At 69.4% G+C, this 16,246-nt stretch carries 9 protein-coding genes; 3 read left to right on the forward strand and 6 right to left on the reverse strand.

The window, feature by feature from the left end:
* Positions 1-63: 63 nt before the first annotated feature.
* Positions 64-537: a DUF1453 domain-containing protein gene (locus tag AB0C25_RS05905; RefSeq protein ID WP_357370089.1), complete on the forward strand. Its 474-nt coding sequence runs from the start codon at positions 64-66 to the stop codon at positions 535-537.
* Positions 538-622: 85 nt separating this feature from the next.
* Here the strand turns inward: AB0C25_RS05905 and AB0C25_RS05910 are convergent, their stop codons facing one another.
* Both AB0C25_RS05910 and AB0C25_RS05915 read right to left on the reverse strand, forming a co-directional pair.
* Positions 623-1,054 carry a cold shock domain-containing protein gene (locus AB0C25_RS05910; RefSeq protein WP_357370141.1) on the reverse strand — a complete coding sequence of 144 codons (432 nt, stop codon included), beginning with the start codon at positions 1,052-1,054 and terminating at the stop codon, positions 623-625.
* 113 nt (positions 1,055-1,167) lie between these two features.
* Entirely contained in the window at positions 1,168-1,413 is a 246-nt protein-coding gene (locus AB0C25_RS05915; protein WP_357370091.1) for a DUF5988 family protein, read from the reverse strand.
* Positions 1,414-2,161: 748 nt separating this feature from the next.
* On the opposite strand from AB0C25_RS05915, the gene AB0C25_RS05920 reads away from it, so the two are divergent.
* Positions 2,162-2,983, forward strand: a complete 822-nt coding sequence (locus AB0C25_RS05920) for an alpha/beta fold hydrolase (protein WP_357370093.1) — start codon at positions 2,162-2,164, stop codon at positions 2,981-2,983.
* Between the two features lie 40 nt (positions 2,984-3,023).
* Entirely contained in the window at positions 3,024-5,843 is a 2,820-nt protein-coding gene (locus AB0C25_RS05925) for an AAA family ATPase (RefSeq protein ID WP_357370095.1), read from the forward strand.
* 127 nt (positions 5,844-5,970) lie between these two features.
* Here the strand turns inward: AB0C25_RS05925 and AB0C25_RS05930 are convergent, their stop codons facing one another.
* The 4 genes from AB0C25_RS05930 to AB0C25_RS05945 form a co-directional block, all read right to left on the reverse strand.
* Positions 5,971-7,254, reverse strand: a complete 1,284-nt coding sequence (locus AB0C25_RS05930) for a glycosyltransferase (protein WP_357370097.1) — start codon at positions 7,252-7,254, stop codon at positions 5,971-5,973.
* An 89-nt stretch (positions 7,255-7,343) separates the two neighbouring features.
* A complete protein-coding gene (locus tag AB0C25_RS05935; RefSeq protein ID WP_357370099.1) occupies positions 7,344-7,892 on the reverse strand; it encodes a hypothetical protein in 549 nt (182 codons plus the stop codon).
* Between the two features lie 119 nt (positions 7,893-8,011).
* The gene (locus tag AB0C25_RS05940; RefSeq protein WP_357370101.1) at positions 8,012-14,227 is read right to left on the reverse strand and encodes a type I polyketide synthase; all 6,216 of its coding nucleotides are present in this window, start codon (positions 14,225-14,227) and stop codon (positions 8,012-8,014) included.
* A 20-nt stretch (positions 14,228-14,247) separates the two neighbouring features.
* The coding region (locus AB0C25_RS05945; protein WP_357370104.1) for an SDR family NAD(P)-dependent oxidoreductase at positions 14,248-16,246 on the reverse strand (1,999 nt) is incomplete at its 5' end.

A 16,246-nucleotide genomic window follows, 5' to 3' on the forward strand; every position in this document is an offset into this window, starting at 1 on the left:
TTATAGCACGACGGTGCCATGATAATTTGACACCGCAATGCCAAAAACGGGGGAGGTGCCGCAGTGAACGGCTGGGTCCTGGCGGCGATCATCGCCATCGCTGTGATCGTCATCGTGGTTAAGCGGCTGATCGGCGAGCCGCTGAACGGGCGCGACCTGTGGGCGCCACCGGTGATCCTCACCGCCATCGGCCTCTACACCCTGCTCAAGACCGATGGCCTCCACGCTGACGACTACGCATGGCTGGTAGGCGGCTCCGCACTGGGTCTCGCCCTCGGCTATCTGCGCGGCTCGCTGGTCGTGGTCTACGAGAAGCGCGGCTTCCTGTGGCAGCGCTACCGCGGTCGGACCTTCGCGGCCATCGTCGGCACCCTGGTCGTGATGTTCGGCTACAGCCTGCTCGCCGACAAGTTCGGCATGCAGGCAGCCGCCCGCCCGATCCAACTCTCCATCGGCATCAGCTTCATCGGCGAGGCGCTGGCCGTGACCCGCCAGGGCATCGCCATGCGGGTTCCGTTCGCACCCGAACGCCGATGACGACGGCACCGCGCCCATCGCCGAAAAGGGCCACCTCATCGCACCCAGAGGACGCGACGAGGTGGCCCGCAAGACGGCCGCAGGCTCAGCTCTCGACCCAGCCGTGCGATCGGGCGTGGTCGACCAGCGACTGCCGGATCGTGGAAACCTGTGCCGCGGTCAACGTCGGCACCCGCTCGATCAGCAACTCCGTCACCTCGGACGTGAACTCGCGCGGCGACAGGACGTCACACATCCCGTCGTCATCACCGGCCTGGGCGGTCCGGGTCGGCGCGGCGTCGGGTGCCCGCTCCGGCCGCGAAACCGCGACCGGATCGAGGATCCGCAAGGACGCCACCTTCAGGCCACGCTCGCCGGCCTCCACTTCGTACTCGACACGCATGCCGGGGTGCACGAGATGCCGCTCCTCACCGAAGTCGTTCGCGTGCACGAAGATGTCGTCCCCGCCTCTCGACGGCGCGATGAAGCCGTAACCACGCACCTCGTCGAACCGGATGACCTTACCTACCGACCCCACAGCCACCACCAACTCCACCACTCAACCATGAACCCGACATTGTCCGCACCACTGCCCGGCAACGATACCGGAATACTCGCGGTGATATCACAACCACCGATCAGCACACCCGATCATTCCGCGATGCGGGTGCGGCCGGTCCACCGGAAAATAACCGGGGAAACGTTACCGGCGCACCGATCGAAATGCTCATGCCCGCCGCAGTACGTAATCTTGATCCGATCCTGCCCGGCGGCTGCGGTCTGGGTGCGCAGATCGGCCGGGAAGTCGGCCGGGCCACCCTCGAGCAGCGCCTGCACGAAGGCCCCATCCGCAGCGTCGAGGACGGGTTCCGAAAACGAATCTGACGTATCACTCATGACGTCCTCCACGTCGAACGACTCATCGGAATGGAAGCCTATTGATGCACCGGAAGTCCGGACACCCTTAACCGCCCCTAGCCGCTGGGCGCGCCCACTGCCGTACCGGATGAATCTGGATGAATAGGGGTCGCGACCGGCGAATAGCGGCAACCACCGGTGGATGTTGGGCCTGCGGCCCACCTTGGCGGTCCGGACGGTGCCATCCGCTCGGATCCGTTGCGGCAGGCCCCGAATCGCGCCCGGGAGCCACCAGTCGGGGGGCCCGCGTACTGCCGCGCGTCCACCTCGTCCGGGTGCCGACCGCCGGCGACACTCACCACACGATGGACTCCCGATCCATCGGTACGGGCCGCTGCCCTGACCTGGACAACGGACGGGATTGCGGGCGTGAAAGCAGAGGGGACGGTGAATTTGATTGACCGGTGGCAACGACGTCATCGACCTGACACAAACACGCTCGACGCTGGTCGACGCGTTCGCGATGCTCTGCACCCAACACGCCGAGGTTGCATTTGGAGCGCATGGGGACCAGCCGGTCTGGTGTCGATTGCCACAGAGGCGTCGCAACAGTGCGTGAACATTCCCTTACGTCTTTCCCGATGCGGGGCGCAAGCGTCGGGTCACCGGCTCGCCCCACCCCTACCCGGCGGCGAAGTAGGGGTGCTCCCGACCGGGCGGTCCTGCCTATGGTGATCGACGGAAAGGTCCCGATGTGTCAGGCCAAGGCAGGAGAGCGAGAATCGCAGTGAGTGAGACGCCCGAAGATGATACCTGGGTCCGTTCGTTCCATAATGCCGAGCCCGGCGCGGCGCAGCTGATCTGCCTGCCGCACGCCGGCGGGTCGGCATCGTTCTACTTCCCGATGTCGCGCGCGCTGTCACCGAGGGTCGACGTGCTCGCGGTGCAGTATCCGGGCCGGCAGGACCGCCGGACGGATCCGCGCATAGAGGACATTGGGCAGCTGGCCGACGAGATCACGGCCGCGCTGCGCCCGCGGCTGCGGTCCTCGATGGCCCTGTTTGGGCACAGCATGGGGGCGATACTCGCCTTCGAGGTGACCTGCCGGCTGGAGCAGCAGCACGGCATCATTCCGGCGCACGTGTTCGTCTCTGGTCGCCGCGCGCCATCCACGTACCGGCACGAGACGGTGCATCTGCGCGACGACGACGGAATCGTCGCCGAGATGCGCGAGCTGAGCGGCACCGACGCGCGAATCCTGGCCGACGAGGAGTTGCTGCGCATGGCGATGCCAGCGATCCGCAGCGACTACACCGCGGTGGAGCGCTATCAGCCCGGGGCCGCAGCCGTGATCAGCGCGCCGATCACGGCGCTGACCGGCGACGCCGATCCGCGGTCGACCCTCGACGAGGTCGCGGCCTGGCGCCGACACACCACCGGGGAGTTCGCGACGCGCACCTTCGCCGGTGGTCACTTCTTCCTCGCCAACCACCAGGAGGCAATCAACCGGTTGGTGGCCGACCGGCTGGCCAACGACTCCCGCTCGGTCGGGCAAGCGGCGAACAGGCAGGCCAGGACGCCTGTCCAACTGGTAACCGGACCGGAGTAACCGAAACGTCTGTTGTTGTGGTCAGAAAAACGGGGGCACCATGTCAACACCAACGCTCATCGAACGTGACACACAGATCGCCGTACTGGAGAACCTGCTGGCCGGCGCGACGGAGGGCAGCGGCCACATCGCCATGATCAGTGGCGCGGTGGCCAGTGGCAAGTCCGAACTACTGGTGGAGGTGACGGACCAGGCGGTAGCACACGGTGCCGTAGTGCTGGACGCCGTAGCCTCCTGCTCCGAACGCAACGTGCGGTTCGGCGTCGTCCGGAAGATCATCGACAGTCTGCCGGTGGCACCCGACATCATGGCGGTGATCCTGCGTCTGCTCGAGGAAGCGACCGAGCCGATGTCCGCCTGCGCGGCGCTCATGGCCTATCTCTCGACGACGCTGCTGCACCTCTCCGAGCGGCGGCCCGTGGTCATCGCCATCGACGACATACATCGCGCCGACAACGCGTCCAAGCAGTACCTGCTGCACCTTTCCCGGCGGATCAGACGCGCCAGGGTGCTGATATTACTCACCACAAACGTGCGGACCCATCGCGACGAGGCGGACTTCCACTCGGAACTGCAGCGTCAGCCACATTTCACCCGGCTCCGGCTGCGCATGCTCTCGAAGTCCGGCACCACCCGCCTGATAAGCGGCCAACTCGGTGCGCAGACCGCCACGCGGCTGGCCGACGAGGTCCACTCCGCCACCGGCGGGAATCCGCTGCTCGTCCGGGCACTTGTCGAGGACGCCCGGGTCGCAGCGGAACAGACGACATCCGATGCCGAACCTCTGGTCCGAGCAGAGACGTACGTCCACGGTGTGCTCGACTGCCTGCACCGCGGAGAGCCCGACATGCTCAGCGTCGCCCGCGCCATCGCGACGCTCGGTACGGCGGCCACGCCACTGATGATCAGCAGGCTGCTCGACATGCAACCCCGTGCGGTGGTGCAGGCGCTTGAGGACCTCAACCGGTGCGGGCTGATCGACGAGGGACAGTTCCGGGACCCGACAGCGCGGGCGGCCGTCCTCGATCACGCACCCGCGGAGGTCCTGTACGGCCTCCGCGACCGGGCGGCCCGGTTGTTGTTCGACTGTGGCGCCCCTCCGACGGACGTCGCCCGGCAACTCGTGCTGCGCGGCCGCGACACCGAGCCGTGGACCGTGCCGGTGCTGTGCAAGGCCGCCGACTACGCGCTCGTCGACGACGACACCGAGTTCGCCCGTCGCTGCCTTGAGCTCGCTTACCGGGTCTGCCCGGACCAGAACGTCCGGGCTGAGATCAACAGCAGGCTCATCCGGGCCACCTGGCGTACGGCCCCGGCGGCCGCCCGCGGCTACCTGTCCCGGCTGACTCCGGCGACCATGCAGGATCAGACCGCCTACCAGAGCCTGCCGATGTCGGTGGCGTACCTGTCCTGGGCCGGACAGGTCGACCGGGCAATCGACATCGTGGCGGAGCTGACCGACGCACCGGAGGCGGCTGGCCCGTCGGCCGTGACCGCGATCAACGCCGCCCAGAACTGGCTCACGGCCTTCATCCCGCACCTGCGCCCCCGTTTCACCCTCCTGACTTCGCAGGACGCGACCCCGGACACCGACAGCGGGGCGACGCTCGCCGATACCGCCTCCGGTTCGCAGCACGCGCTGCCGTACCTGCACGCCGCCTCGGCCTACACCGCAGCGCTGTCCGGTGACGTCGACACGACCCCGGCGGTCGACGAGGCGATCCGCGTACTGCAGCGCTACCACCTCACCGACAACGCGGTCCATCCCCTCGTGTCGGCGCTGTGGGCGCTGATCTACGCCGACCGGCTTGACCTCGCGCTCTCCTGGTGCGAGCGACTGCTCGATGAGTGTTCCAGCCGGGACACGCCGTCCTGGCGGGCGATGCTGACCGTCGTGCGGGCCGAGATCGCCCTGCGGCTGGGGGAACTCGGTGTCGCGGAGAGCCATGCCCGCGTCGCACTGAACCAGATGTCCACGCAGAGCTGGGGCCTCGGTATCGCCCAGCCGCTGGCGGTGCTCGTCCAGGCCTATACGGCAATGGGTCGTTACGACGAGGCGATGCGCATGCTGGACCAGTCCGTACCCTCTGCTCTGTCGCAGACCACCCCCGGCCTGCACTACCGGCAAGCCCGCGGGCGGTGGTACCTGGCCACTGGCCGGCCGCACGCGGCGCTGGAGACCTTCCTTGCGTGTGGTGAGTCCATGGAGGCCTACGGCATGGACAATCCGCAGGTGGTGCCGTGGCGCATCGACGCCGCCGAGGCGTGGCTCGCCCTCGGTGAGCCGAAACGGGCCAAGGACCTCGCCGAGGAGCAGCTGCGCCGATCCGGGCGGGGTCTGCGCGGGCAGCGCGCGGTGCTGCTGCGCATCCTGGGCAGCATCGAGACCGGGCCGCGACGGCTGCCGATGCTGCGTGAGGCAGTCGAGATTCTTGAGGACGGCGGCAACCGGTTGCAGCTGGCGCTCGCCCTGGGCGAGCTCGGCCGGTGCCACCAGGCCGAGGGTGACGTCAACCAGGCTCGCATGCTGGTCCGCAAGGCGTGGCATCTGGCAAAGTCCTGCGGCGCCGAACCACTGTGCGAGCAGTTGATCCCCGGTTACTCGGAAAGCGAGGTGGCCCCGCCCACCCGGGGGACGCTCCCCCGGTCTCCGGAGACCGAGCCGCTGACCGAGGCGGAGGCCCGAGTGGCGGCGCTCGCCGCCGAGGGGCACACCAACCGGGAGATCGCGGCCCAGCTCTTCGTCACGGTGAGCACGGTGGAGCAGCACCTCACCCGGATCTACCGCAAGCTCGACGTCCGGCGCCGAAGGGATCTGCCGACCAAACTCTCGGGCGTCGACTCGCGGGCGGTCGCCTGAGCCGGAGGGGTCGCGCGGGTACGGAGGTCCACCGGCGGAGTGCCCGGATGGCCCTCCGTACCCGCGCTTACGGACCGCGGAAACGGGGGCGCACCGCAGTCCGTGCGAGGCCCAACGGGCCCCACACTCAGTGAGAGTCAACGGTCCGCTCGATCAGGCCGACGACCGCCTCGACGCCGGGCAGTCCGAGCATCTGCCGGTGCGCGCTGCGTATCCCGGCGGTGATCCGATCGTCGTGCAGGACCTGCTTCGCCACGGCGGCAACCCCCTCGGGGGTCACCTCGTTGACGGTACGGCCCAGGTGCCTCTCGTCGATCCTGGCCGCGTTGTGGTGCATGTCGCCGAACTGCGGGAGAGAGACCATCGGAATGCCCTGCCGCACCGCTTCCCGCACACTGTTGTAGCCCGCGTGAGTGATGAACAGTTGCGCGCACTGCAGCAGCAGCATCTGCGGGATCCAGTCCATGAGGTGCACGTTGGCGCCGACCGTGACGCCGTCGATCGGAAAGCCCGCCGTACCGACGACCGCGTGGCAGTCCAGCGCCGACAGCCCGCCGACGATCGCGCGCAGGGTCTCCGCCGGATGGATCATTCCCTCGGGCGGATCGATCCCCATGTCCTGCATGGCCATCACCGTGGGCAGTGAACTGCCCACCGATGCGACCACCAGGGGCCGGTCGCCGGCGAGACCGGCGAGCTCCGCCGGCAGCCCCTCGGCCTCGTTCAGCGACGCCGGCTGCCGATAGGCAAAGGCCTCCGGCACCGCGTAACGGGCGAAGGAGTACGCGGCCGGCATGCAGTCGACCCGGCCGTAGCGGTACATGGACCAGGGATCGTCCTGAGCGGGAAGCCCGACTTCCGCGCGCCGCTTGTTGAGCAGCGGCAGCAGACCCTCGGGGTCGATGACGTTCGTTGGGCCGGAGGGGCACGACACGTGCGGCACACCGAGCGCCTCGGCGATCAGCACGCCGGTCACCTCGCCACCGTCGCGCAGGATGAGGTCGGGCCGGAACTCGCGGGCCAGTGGGAGAACCGTGTGGAAGGTGCCCGTGATGTGCGGGCCCCCGCCCCAGAGAATCATCTCCATCCGGTTATCGATCACCAGCTCGGGTTGGTTCGGGTCCCGCTCGAAGCGCATCGAGAAGATGGACTGCACCACCTCGGGGATGCTCGGCATGACGGGGTGCAGCTGCACCGGCGTCTGGTCGAACACCCCGGTCAGCGCGTCCGGGACCGCGACCGCGACCTCGTGCCCGGCCCGCAGCAGGGCCCGGGCGATCGGCAGGACCTCATTCGCGTGCCCCTGGGTACCGGTCACCGTACAGAAAATTCGCATGTGCGCTCCCGACTTCATCGTTGCTCCGTGCCCCAGGACTCGCCTGTCATCCTCTGTCCGGGCGAGGATCCGCAAAACCCCTAGGTGCCCCTGAATTGCAATCCCACGGCGGCCGCAGAATAGCGAGAGAGAACACGCCGGCGGGCCTGGGGCACGGAACCGCGTCAGACCTCGACAGGTACCTGCGGCGACTTTGAATTCGCCGCTCGCAATGCCTTGATCCAGCGCGCCGCCACGCCGACGGTGCGTACCAGAACCATGGCCATCGCCATCAGCACGAAGAAAGCGGCAACCCCGTCCGGGTCGATCTCGTTCTTCACGATCCACTTACCGAATTCGATGGCGAACGAGTCGACGTTCTCCAGCGACCAGATGAAGATGAGCCGGCCCACCAGCACCGTCAGCCAGATTGCCAGGTAGGCCAGGCCAGCCCTGGTGTATACCTTGCCGTTGCCGCGGTCCGTCTCCACCTTCATCGTCCACAACAGGCCGACGCCAATGCCGACGCCAATGGCGACGCCGGTGCCCGCGGCGGTCATGTTGGGCGCCGTGAATTCCAGGCTACTCAACATCTCGGAAGCGACGAAGACCACCAGCCCGAGCGGCAGTAGCAATTTGATGACACCGAATCGGTGCCGGCCGACCTGGGTGAATAGGACTATGGCGAGCAGGATGGCGCTCAGCACCACGGCATCACGCATCGCGTCACTCATGAGAAACCTCCTGTCATTTTTTCTCTCCACCGAGGTTATGGGGATCACCGGCACCGCGCCTGGACCCTTGGATGGAGAAAAGGGTGGACGCGCGTTATGCCGCGTCCACCCCCACCCGTTCAGTGACTCCGCAGACCGCCGAGCCAGTGATGGATCAGCTGGGCGGTCTCGCCCGAGTGGGTCTCCATCATCGTGAAGTGGTCACCCGGCGCGTCCAGCACGCTGTGCTCGTGCTGCCAGGTCGAGCGCCAGTCCTGCTCGTCCTGCCAGGACGGCAGGGGTTCGCTGGCGCGCACCAGCAGTACGGGTGTCTCGATGGGCTCCGGCCGCCACTCGCGGAACAGGCGGAAGTAGCCGGCCATTGCGGTGAGCCGGTTGTCGTCGGGCAGACCGAGGACCGTGGCAGTGCCGTCGTCCTCCCCCGCCGGGCCCGCCGGTCCTTCGATACGGCTGCGGACGCCGGAGAACGCCTTGTCGCCAAGCGGGTAGATGTCGATCAGCACCAGTGCTGCCGGTCTGATCCCCCGGCCCTCCAAGCGGCTCACCAGGTGGTGGGCCAGCAGGCCGCCGGAGGAGTGCGCCGCCAGGGCGAACTCCCGCCCCTCGGTGTACGCCAGCAACGACTCCGCATGCGCATCGGCGAGCACGTCGAGGTCGGCGGGCAGCAGCTCACCGCGGCCGAATCCCGGGGCCGGCAGGACCGCCACCTCACGCTGGTCGCGCAGGGCGGTGGCGAACCTGGCGTACTCGTGCGGGCCGGACATCGGCAGCACCGAGGGGATGCACACCAGGCCGGGACCGGTCTCGCCCTTGGCCAGCCGGACCACGTCGAGCGCGGCGCCGGCCTGCTCGGCCCGGGTGAAGGTCGGCCGGAACTGCGACACCGCAGTCAGCAGGTGCAGGAACTCCGGCACCTGCCCGGCGCGCCCGGCCTCGCCCAGCATCCGGCCGAGCAGGCCGCCGGCGGCCTCGTCCGGCGTGGACTGCCGCTCGACCGGGCCGGCCTCACCCGGCTGCGGCTCGGCGGCCATCGCGGTGGCCAGGTAGGCGGCGAGCGCCTGCGGAGTGGGGTTCTCGAACGCGACCGTGGCCGGCAGACGCACACCCGTGGCCGCGCCGAGCCGGTTACGCAACTCCAGCGCGGTCAGCGAGTCGAACCCCATCTGCAGGAAGCGGTGGTTGGCGCCGACCGCTTCCGTGTCCGGATAGCCGAGTACGGCGGCGGCCTGGGCACGCACGTGTTCGACCAGGATCGGCGTACGCTCCACCACCGGCATCCCGGCGAGCCGTTCGGCCAACGACTGCTCCTCGACCCGGCCTGCGCCGGGACGGGGCTTCGGCAGTAGGCCGCGCAGCTTGGCCGGCACCCCACCACCCGCCGCCGGATTGCGCAGCCCCGCGAGGTCCAGGCGCATCGGCAGCAGCAGCGGTCGCTCAGCGAGCAGTGCCGCGTCGAACAGCGCGAGGCCTTCGTCGGTGGTGAGCCCGGGGATACGGGCGGCGGTGCGCGCGCCGGTAGCGGCACCGGCCATGGCGTCGATCGCACCGAGACTGTCGAGCCACAGTCCCCACGCCAGCGAGGTGGCCGCAAGACCCTGACCGCGGCGGTGCTGGGCCAGGGCGTCCAGGAAGGAGTTCGCCGCTGCGTAGTTCGACTGACCCAGGTTGCCCAGGACCCCTGCCGCCGAGGAGAACAGCACGAACGCGGCCAGATCATGGTCACGGGTGAGCTCGTGCAGGTTCAACGCGGCGTCCACCTTGGGCCGCAGCACGCGCTCCAGCCGGGCGGGCGTGAGGCCTTCGACCACGCCGTCGTCGAGAACGCCGGCGCTGTGCACGACAGCGGTCAGCGGGTGCTCGGCCGGAAGGTCCGCGAGCAGGGTGGCCAGCGCCGCGCGGTCGCTGACGTCGCACGCGGCGAGGGTGACCGTCGCGCCGAGCGCCTCCAGCTCGGCCCGAAGCTCGGCCGCGCCCGGTGCGTCTGGTCCCCGCCTGCTCGTCAGCAGCAGCTGCCGGACGCCGTGGCCGGTCACCAGGTGCCGGGCGACGAGCGCGCCCAGCGTTCCGCTGCCGCCGGTGATCAGCACCGTGCCGGCCGGGTCGAGCCGGGCCGGGCTGTCGACCCGTACGGTTGCCCGGGCCAGCCGGGGGGCGAGCAGCTTGCCGTCGCGCAGCGCCACCTCGGGCTCGCCTGCCTCGGCCGCCGCCGGCAGGGCCGCCGCCGAAGCCGGGCTCTCGTCCAGGTCGACAAGCGTGAAGCGGTCCGGACTCTCCGACTGCACCGACCGCAGCAGTCCCCAGACCGGGGAGTACGCGGGGTCGGCTGGAGTCTCGTCCGGTCCGGCAGCCACCGCGCCGCGGGTGACGACCACCAGCCGGCTGTCGGCCAGTCGGCGCTCGCCAAGCCAGGCCTGGACCAGGGCCAGCGCCTCCTGCGCGGCCGCGTGCGTACGCTCGGCCGTCAGGTCGGGTGCCGCCCCGCTCGTCCAGGACCCGAGCGACGCGAACACGACGGCCGGCGGCTGCGACCCGGTGTAGAGGGCGGCGACCAGCGACCGCAGGTCCGGGTAGACCGTCCCGATCTCTGACAGGGTGGTGCCGATGACCGCGCGACTCTCGGCCGCGGAGGTGGCGGGCAGTGGCTGCTGCGGCCAATCGAGCTGGAACAGGGACTGACGATTGCGACCTCCCACGGCACTGAACCGGTCGGCGGAGATCTGCCGCACGATCAGGCCGGCGGCGGACAGGACAGGCTCGCCCGCGTCATCCGCCACGGTCAGCGCCATCGTCCCCTGCTCGGCCGGCGCGAAGCGGACCCGCAGAGCGCTCACGCCGGTGGCATAGCGGGTCACCGTGCGCCAGGAGAACGGCAGCCACAGCCCGCCGCCCTCGTTCGCGGGATCGTCGGCGGACTCGGCGGCACCGAATGCTACCGCATGCATCGCCGCGTCCAGCAGGGCCGGATGGATGCCGAAGCTGTCCGCGTCCCTGCTCTGATCGTCGGGGAGTGCCACGTCCGCGAAGATCTCCTCGCCGCGCCGCCACGCCCTGCGCAGGCCCTGGAACGCCGGGCCGTACCCGATGCCAGCGGCGTGGAACCGGTCGTAGACGCCAGCGACGTCGACGGGTTCGGCGCCCGGCGGTGGCCAGGCACGGAGGTCGAAGGAGGGCGATGGTGCTCCAGCGGCCAACGTGCCGCTGGCGTGCCGCGTCCACGGCGCGCTCAGCTCCTGATCCTCGGGACGCGCGTGGATCTCGATCGAGCGCTGTCCGGTGCCGTCGGATTCCGCGACCACCACCTGGAGAGCCAGCCCGCCCTGCTCGGGCAGCACCATCGGCTCCTCGAAGGTGAGCTCCGCGAGATGCGGGCAGCCAGCCAGCGCACCGGCGTGCAGGGCGAGTTCGACGAACGCCGTGCCGGGCAACAACACGGTGTCCAGCGCGGCGTGGTCGGCCAGCCACGGGTGGGTCTTCAGCGACAACCGGCCCGTGAGCAGCAGTCCGTCCGTCTGTGCCGGCTCAACGGCCGCGACGAGCAGCGGGTGGGCGACCGGGACGAGGCCGGCCGACGTGACGTCGCCGGCCTGGACGGCGGGTTCCAACCAGTAGCGGCTGCGTTGGAACGCGTACGTGGGCAGGTCGACCAGCTCCGTACCGGAAAGGTCGAAGACGGCGCGCCAGTCCAGGGCCGCGCCCCGGGTGTGCGCATCGGCCAGCGCGGCGACGAAGCGAAGCGCGCTCCCGTCGTCGCGGCGCAGCGTGCCCTGCACGGTGGCGTCACTGCGGGCGTCATCCAGGATGCCCTGCACGGGCACCGTGAGGACGGGGTGCGCGCTCATTTCGAGGACAAGGCCGTGGCCGTCGGCCAGCAGCGCCCGGATGGCAAGCTCGAACTCGACGGTCTGGCGCATGTTGCGGTACCAGTACTCCGCGTCCATCTTCACGGTGTCCAGCAGCCCGCCGGTGACGGTCGAGTACAGCGGGATCTCGGCGCTGCGGGGGCGGATCGGCGCGAGGTCGGCCAGAACACGGTCGCGCAGCACCTCGACGCTCGCCGAGTGACCCGCGCCGAGCGCGCCGGGTATCCGGCGAACCCGGATGTTCTCCAGCTCCAACGCCGCAGCGAACTCGTCCATCGCGTCGGACTCGCCGGCCACCACACACGCGCCGGGGCCGTTCACCACCGCGACCGAAAGCCGGTCGTCCCACGCTCTGAGGCGTTCCCGTACCGCCTCGACCGGGGCGAGCACCGAGGCCATCGTTCCAGTACCGATCAGAGTGAGCAGGGCCCGACTGCGCAGCGCGACGATCCGGGCGGCGTCGCGCAACGACAGGGCGCCAGCAACGTACGCGGCCGCGACCTCACCCTGCGAGTGCCCGACCACCGCGGACGGCTGCACGCCGCAGCTGCGCCACAGCTCCGCCAGGGACACCATCGTGGTGAAGAGCATTGGCTGCAACGCGTCGATCTGCTCGACAGTCGGTGCTCCCGGCACGCCCCGCAGCGCGTCCATGACGGACCAGTCGAGGAACTCGCGCAGCGCCGCGTCGCACTGGGCAACCGACTCCGCGAACACGGGTGAGGCGTCGAGCAGCCCGGCCGCCATGCCGGCCCACTGCGAGCCCTGTCCGGGGAAGACGAAGGCGGTCCTCATCTCGGGATTGGCTTCGTGCTGCACCAGGTTGTCGGCGGGGCCACCCGCCACAAGCTGCTTCAGGCCGGCGAGGAGCGACTCGCGATCGTCTCCGAAGACCGCAGCGCGCTGGTCGAAGGTCGCCCTCCGGGTCAGCAGGGTGGCCGCGACGGCCGCCGGTTCGAGATCGGGGCGAGCGGCGACGAACTCGTGAAGCCGCTCGGCCTGTCCGCGCAGCGCCTTCTGAGAGCGGGCGGAGAGCACCCACGGCGCAGGCCCGTCCGGCAGAGCCGGGTCCGGCTCGCCGGCCTTGCGCGGCATCGCCACGGGCTCGGGTGCCTGTTCAAGGAGTACGTGGGCGTTCGTGCCGCTGACGCCGAACGAGGAGACCGCGGCCCGGCGCGGCTCGCCGGTCTCCGGCCAGGTCCGCGCCTCGGTGAGCAGGGCGACGCCGCTGCCCTCCCAATCAACCTTGGCGGAGGGCTTCGAGACGTGCAGCGTGGGCGGAAGGATGCCGGCCCGCATCGCCATCACCATCTTGATGATGCCGCCGACCCCCGCCGCGGCCTGGGTGTGACCGACGTTGGACTTGAACGAGCCCAGCCACAGCGGGCGCTTCGCATCGTTGGCACGGCCGTAGATCGCGATGACGGACTGCGCCTCGATGGGGTCGCCCAGCGGGGTGCCGGTGCCGTGCGCCTCGACCGCGTCGATCTGCTTCGGGGTCAGCTGGGCGTCGGCGAGGGCGTCCCGGATGACCCGCTGCTGTGACGGCCCGTGCGGAGAGGTGAGCCCGTTGGAGGCACCGTCCTGGTTGACCGCGCTGCCGCGGACGACAGCAAGGATGCGTCGGCCGCTACGGACCGCGTCGGACAGCCGTTCCAGCATCAGCATGCCGGCGCCCTCGGCGAACCCGGCGCCGTCGGCGTCGTCAGAGAACGCCTTGCACCGGCCGTCGGCGGCCAGCCCCTGCTGCTTGCTGACCTCGATGAACGTGCCCGGTGCACACATCACCGTGGCCCCTCCGGCGAGCGCCAGGGCGCATTCGCCGCGGCGCAGCGACTGGACCGCCAGATGCAGGGTGACCAGCGAGGACGAGCACGCGGTGTCGACGGTCAGCGCCGGACCGACCAGGCCGAAGGTGTACGCGATCCGACCGGAGGCGACGCTGCCGGAGGTGCCGGTGCTCAGGAAACCGCCGATACCCTCCGGCAGCTGTGGGCTCTGCGCCAGATAGTCGGTGTTGTTCATCAAACCGGCGAAGACGCCCGTCGAGCTGCCACGCAGCCGCGCCGGGTCCAGACCGGCGTGCTCCATGGCTTCCCAGGACGACTCGAGCAGCAGCCGCTGCTGGGGGTCCATCGCCAGCGCCTCCCACGGTGAGATGCCGAAGAAGGCCGAGTCGAATTCGCCGGCGCCGTACAGGAAGCCACCGCTGCCTCCCGGCGCCACGCCGTCATCGGTCTCGGGCAGCTGCCACCCGCGGTCGTCGGGGACCTCTGACACCCCGTCGCGGCCGTCGCGCACCATCTCCCAGAGCGCCTCGGGCGAATCCACGTCGCCGGGGTACCGGCAGCTCATGCCGATGATGGCGATCGGCTCGTGCGCGTCGGCCTCGGTCTTGCGCAGCTGCTCGCGAGTCTGATGGAGATCGGTGGTGAGCTGCTTGAGAAAATGCCGGAGCTTGTCCTCGTTGGACATGTTTGTGTTCTCCTAGCGAGTCAGGAAATGCCGAATTCGCGCCCGATGAACTGGAAGATTTCCTCGTCGGTGGCCTGCTCCAGGTGGTCGGAGACGGTCACCTCGCCGTCGCCGGCGGGCTCTGCCCGGCCCTGGTCGGCCCATCGCGTGAGCAGCGTCTGCAGCCGCGTGGTGATCCGGGATCGCTGTCCGCTGTCGACGTCCACGGCGTCGAGCAACGCCTCCAACGCGTCGATCTCGGTGTCCACGTCCGGACCGGCGGCGCCACCGAGGAGGGCAGGGATCAGGTACTCGGCCAGCTCGGCCGGGTTCGGCTGGTCGAACACCAGGGTGGCCGGCAACCGCAGGCCGGTGGACGCGGAGAGCTGATTACGCAGCTCCACCGCGGTGAGCGAGTCGAAGCCCAACTCCTTGAAGGCGACGGCGGGTCCAACCGCCTCGGGGCCCGCGTACCCGAGCACACCGGCTGCGGCTGTCCGCACCAGACGCAGCATGGTTTCGTGACGCTCCTCCGGCGTCATCGGCGCCAACCGGCGACTCCAGTCGGCGGCGTCGTTGCCCTGCTGGGCGGTGCGTCGGGTGCGGCCACGGACCAACGAACGGAACAAAGGCGGCACATCACCACCCGCACGAAGAGCAGGAAGGTCAAGACGCATCGGCACCAAAACCCCACCCTGCGCCCAGCCCACATCGAACAGCGCCAAACCCTCAGCCGCAGACAAGCCCGGCACACCATCAACACCCGCACCCATACCGGCCTGATCCCACAAACCCCACGCCAGGGACGTGCCGACCAACCCGGCCGCATTGCGCTGCCGAATCAACTCATCCAAGAAACCATTCGCCGCCGCATAACTACCCTGACCAACATTCCCCACCACACCAGCCGCCGACGAGAACACCACAAACATGTCCAGGTCTCGACCGGCCGTCAACTCATGCAAATACCACCCCGCATCAACCTTCGGACCGAACACCCGACCAACCCGCTCCGGCGACAACGAGCCAACCAACCCGTCATCCAACACACCCGCCGCATGCACCACCCCACACAAGTCACCGATCTCTTCCACCAACCCCGCAACCGCCGCCCGAACGCCCACATCACACGCCACCACCCGCACCACCGCACCCAACCCCTCAAGCTCCCCCACCAACCCCAACGCCCCCGCCGCACCAAGGCCCCGACGACTCGTCAACACCAAACTCCGCACCCCGTGCTCCACCACCAAGTGCCGCGCCAACAAGCCACCCAACGCGCCCGTACCACCCGTCACCAACACCGTCCCCGCCGCCGGCACCCGCACCGACACACCACCCACCCCACGCACCAAACGCCGGGCCTGCCACACCCCCTCCCACAACCGCAACTCCGGCTCCCCCACACCCACAGCACCCGCTACCAACTCATCCGTCACCGCCACATCACCCACATCCACCAACACAAACCGACCCGGACTCTCACTCTGCGCCGACCGCACCAACCCAAACACCGCCGCCGACACCACATCCATCCCCCGCGCCACCACCACCAACCGACCACCACCAACCGACTGCACCCGACCCAACACATCCCCCACCACCGCACGCACCCCATCAACCACACCACCCACAACCCGCTCCAACACCACCACCTCAAACACCTCACCCGAACCAACGCCCACCGACACCGGCGCCACATCAACCCAATCAACAGCGAAAAGGTGATCCGTCCCGGACATCCGTGTCAGGTCGGCCGGACGCAGGGCCAGTGAGTCCACCGACAGCACCGGCACGCCCGAGGCGTCCACTGCCAGCAGCGTGATTGCGTCGGTTCCGGCCGGGGTGAGCCGGACCCGCAGCACCGACGCGCCGGTGGCATGGAGGTTCACTCCACTCCAGACGAACGGCAACCAGGGACCCGCACGGTCCGCGTCGACGAATGCGCCGAGGGCGATAGCGTGCAGGGCCGCGTCGAACAGCGCCGGGTGCAGACCAAAACCAGTCACCGCCGTGCCATCCGGCAGCTCCACCTCGGCG

The sequence above is a fragment of the Micromonospora sp. NPDC048839 genome (genome assembly GCF_040649915.1).
Classification (GTDB): Bacteria; Actinomycetota; Actinomycetes; order Mycobacteriales; family Micromonosporaceae; genus Micromonospora.

Bases quoted from the DNA above. Each gene is read 5' to 3' on its own strand.
- AB0C25_RS05915 (WP_357370091.1), bottom strand. From the start codon at position 1,413: ATGAGTGATACGTCAGATTCGTTTTCGGAACCCGTCCTCGACGCTGCG.
- AB0C25_RS05925 (WP_357370095.1), top strand. From the start codon at position 3,024: ATGTCAACACCAACGCTCATCGAACGTGACACACAGATCGCCGTACTG.
- AB0C25_RS05935 (WP_357370099.1), bottom strand. From the start codon at position 7,892: ATGAGTGACGCGATGCGTGATGCCGTGGTGCTGAGCGCCATCCTGCTC.
- AB0C25_RS05940 (WP_357370101.1), bottom strand. From the start codon at position 14,227: ATGTCCAACGAGGACAAGCTCCGGCATTTTCTCAAGCAGCTCACCACC.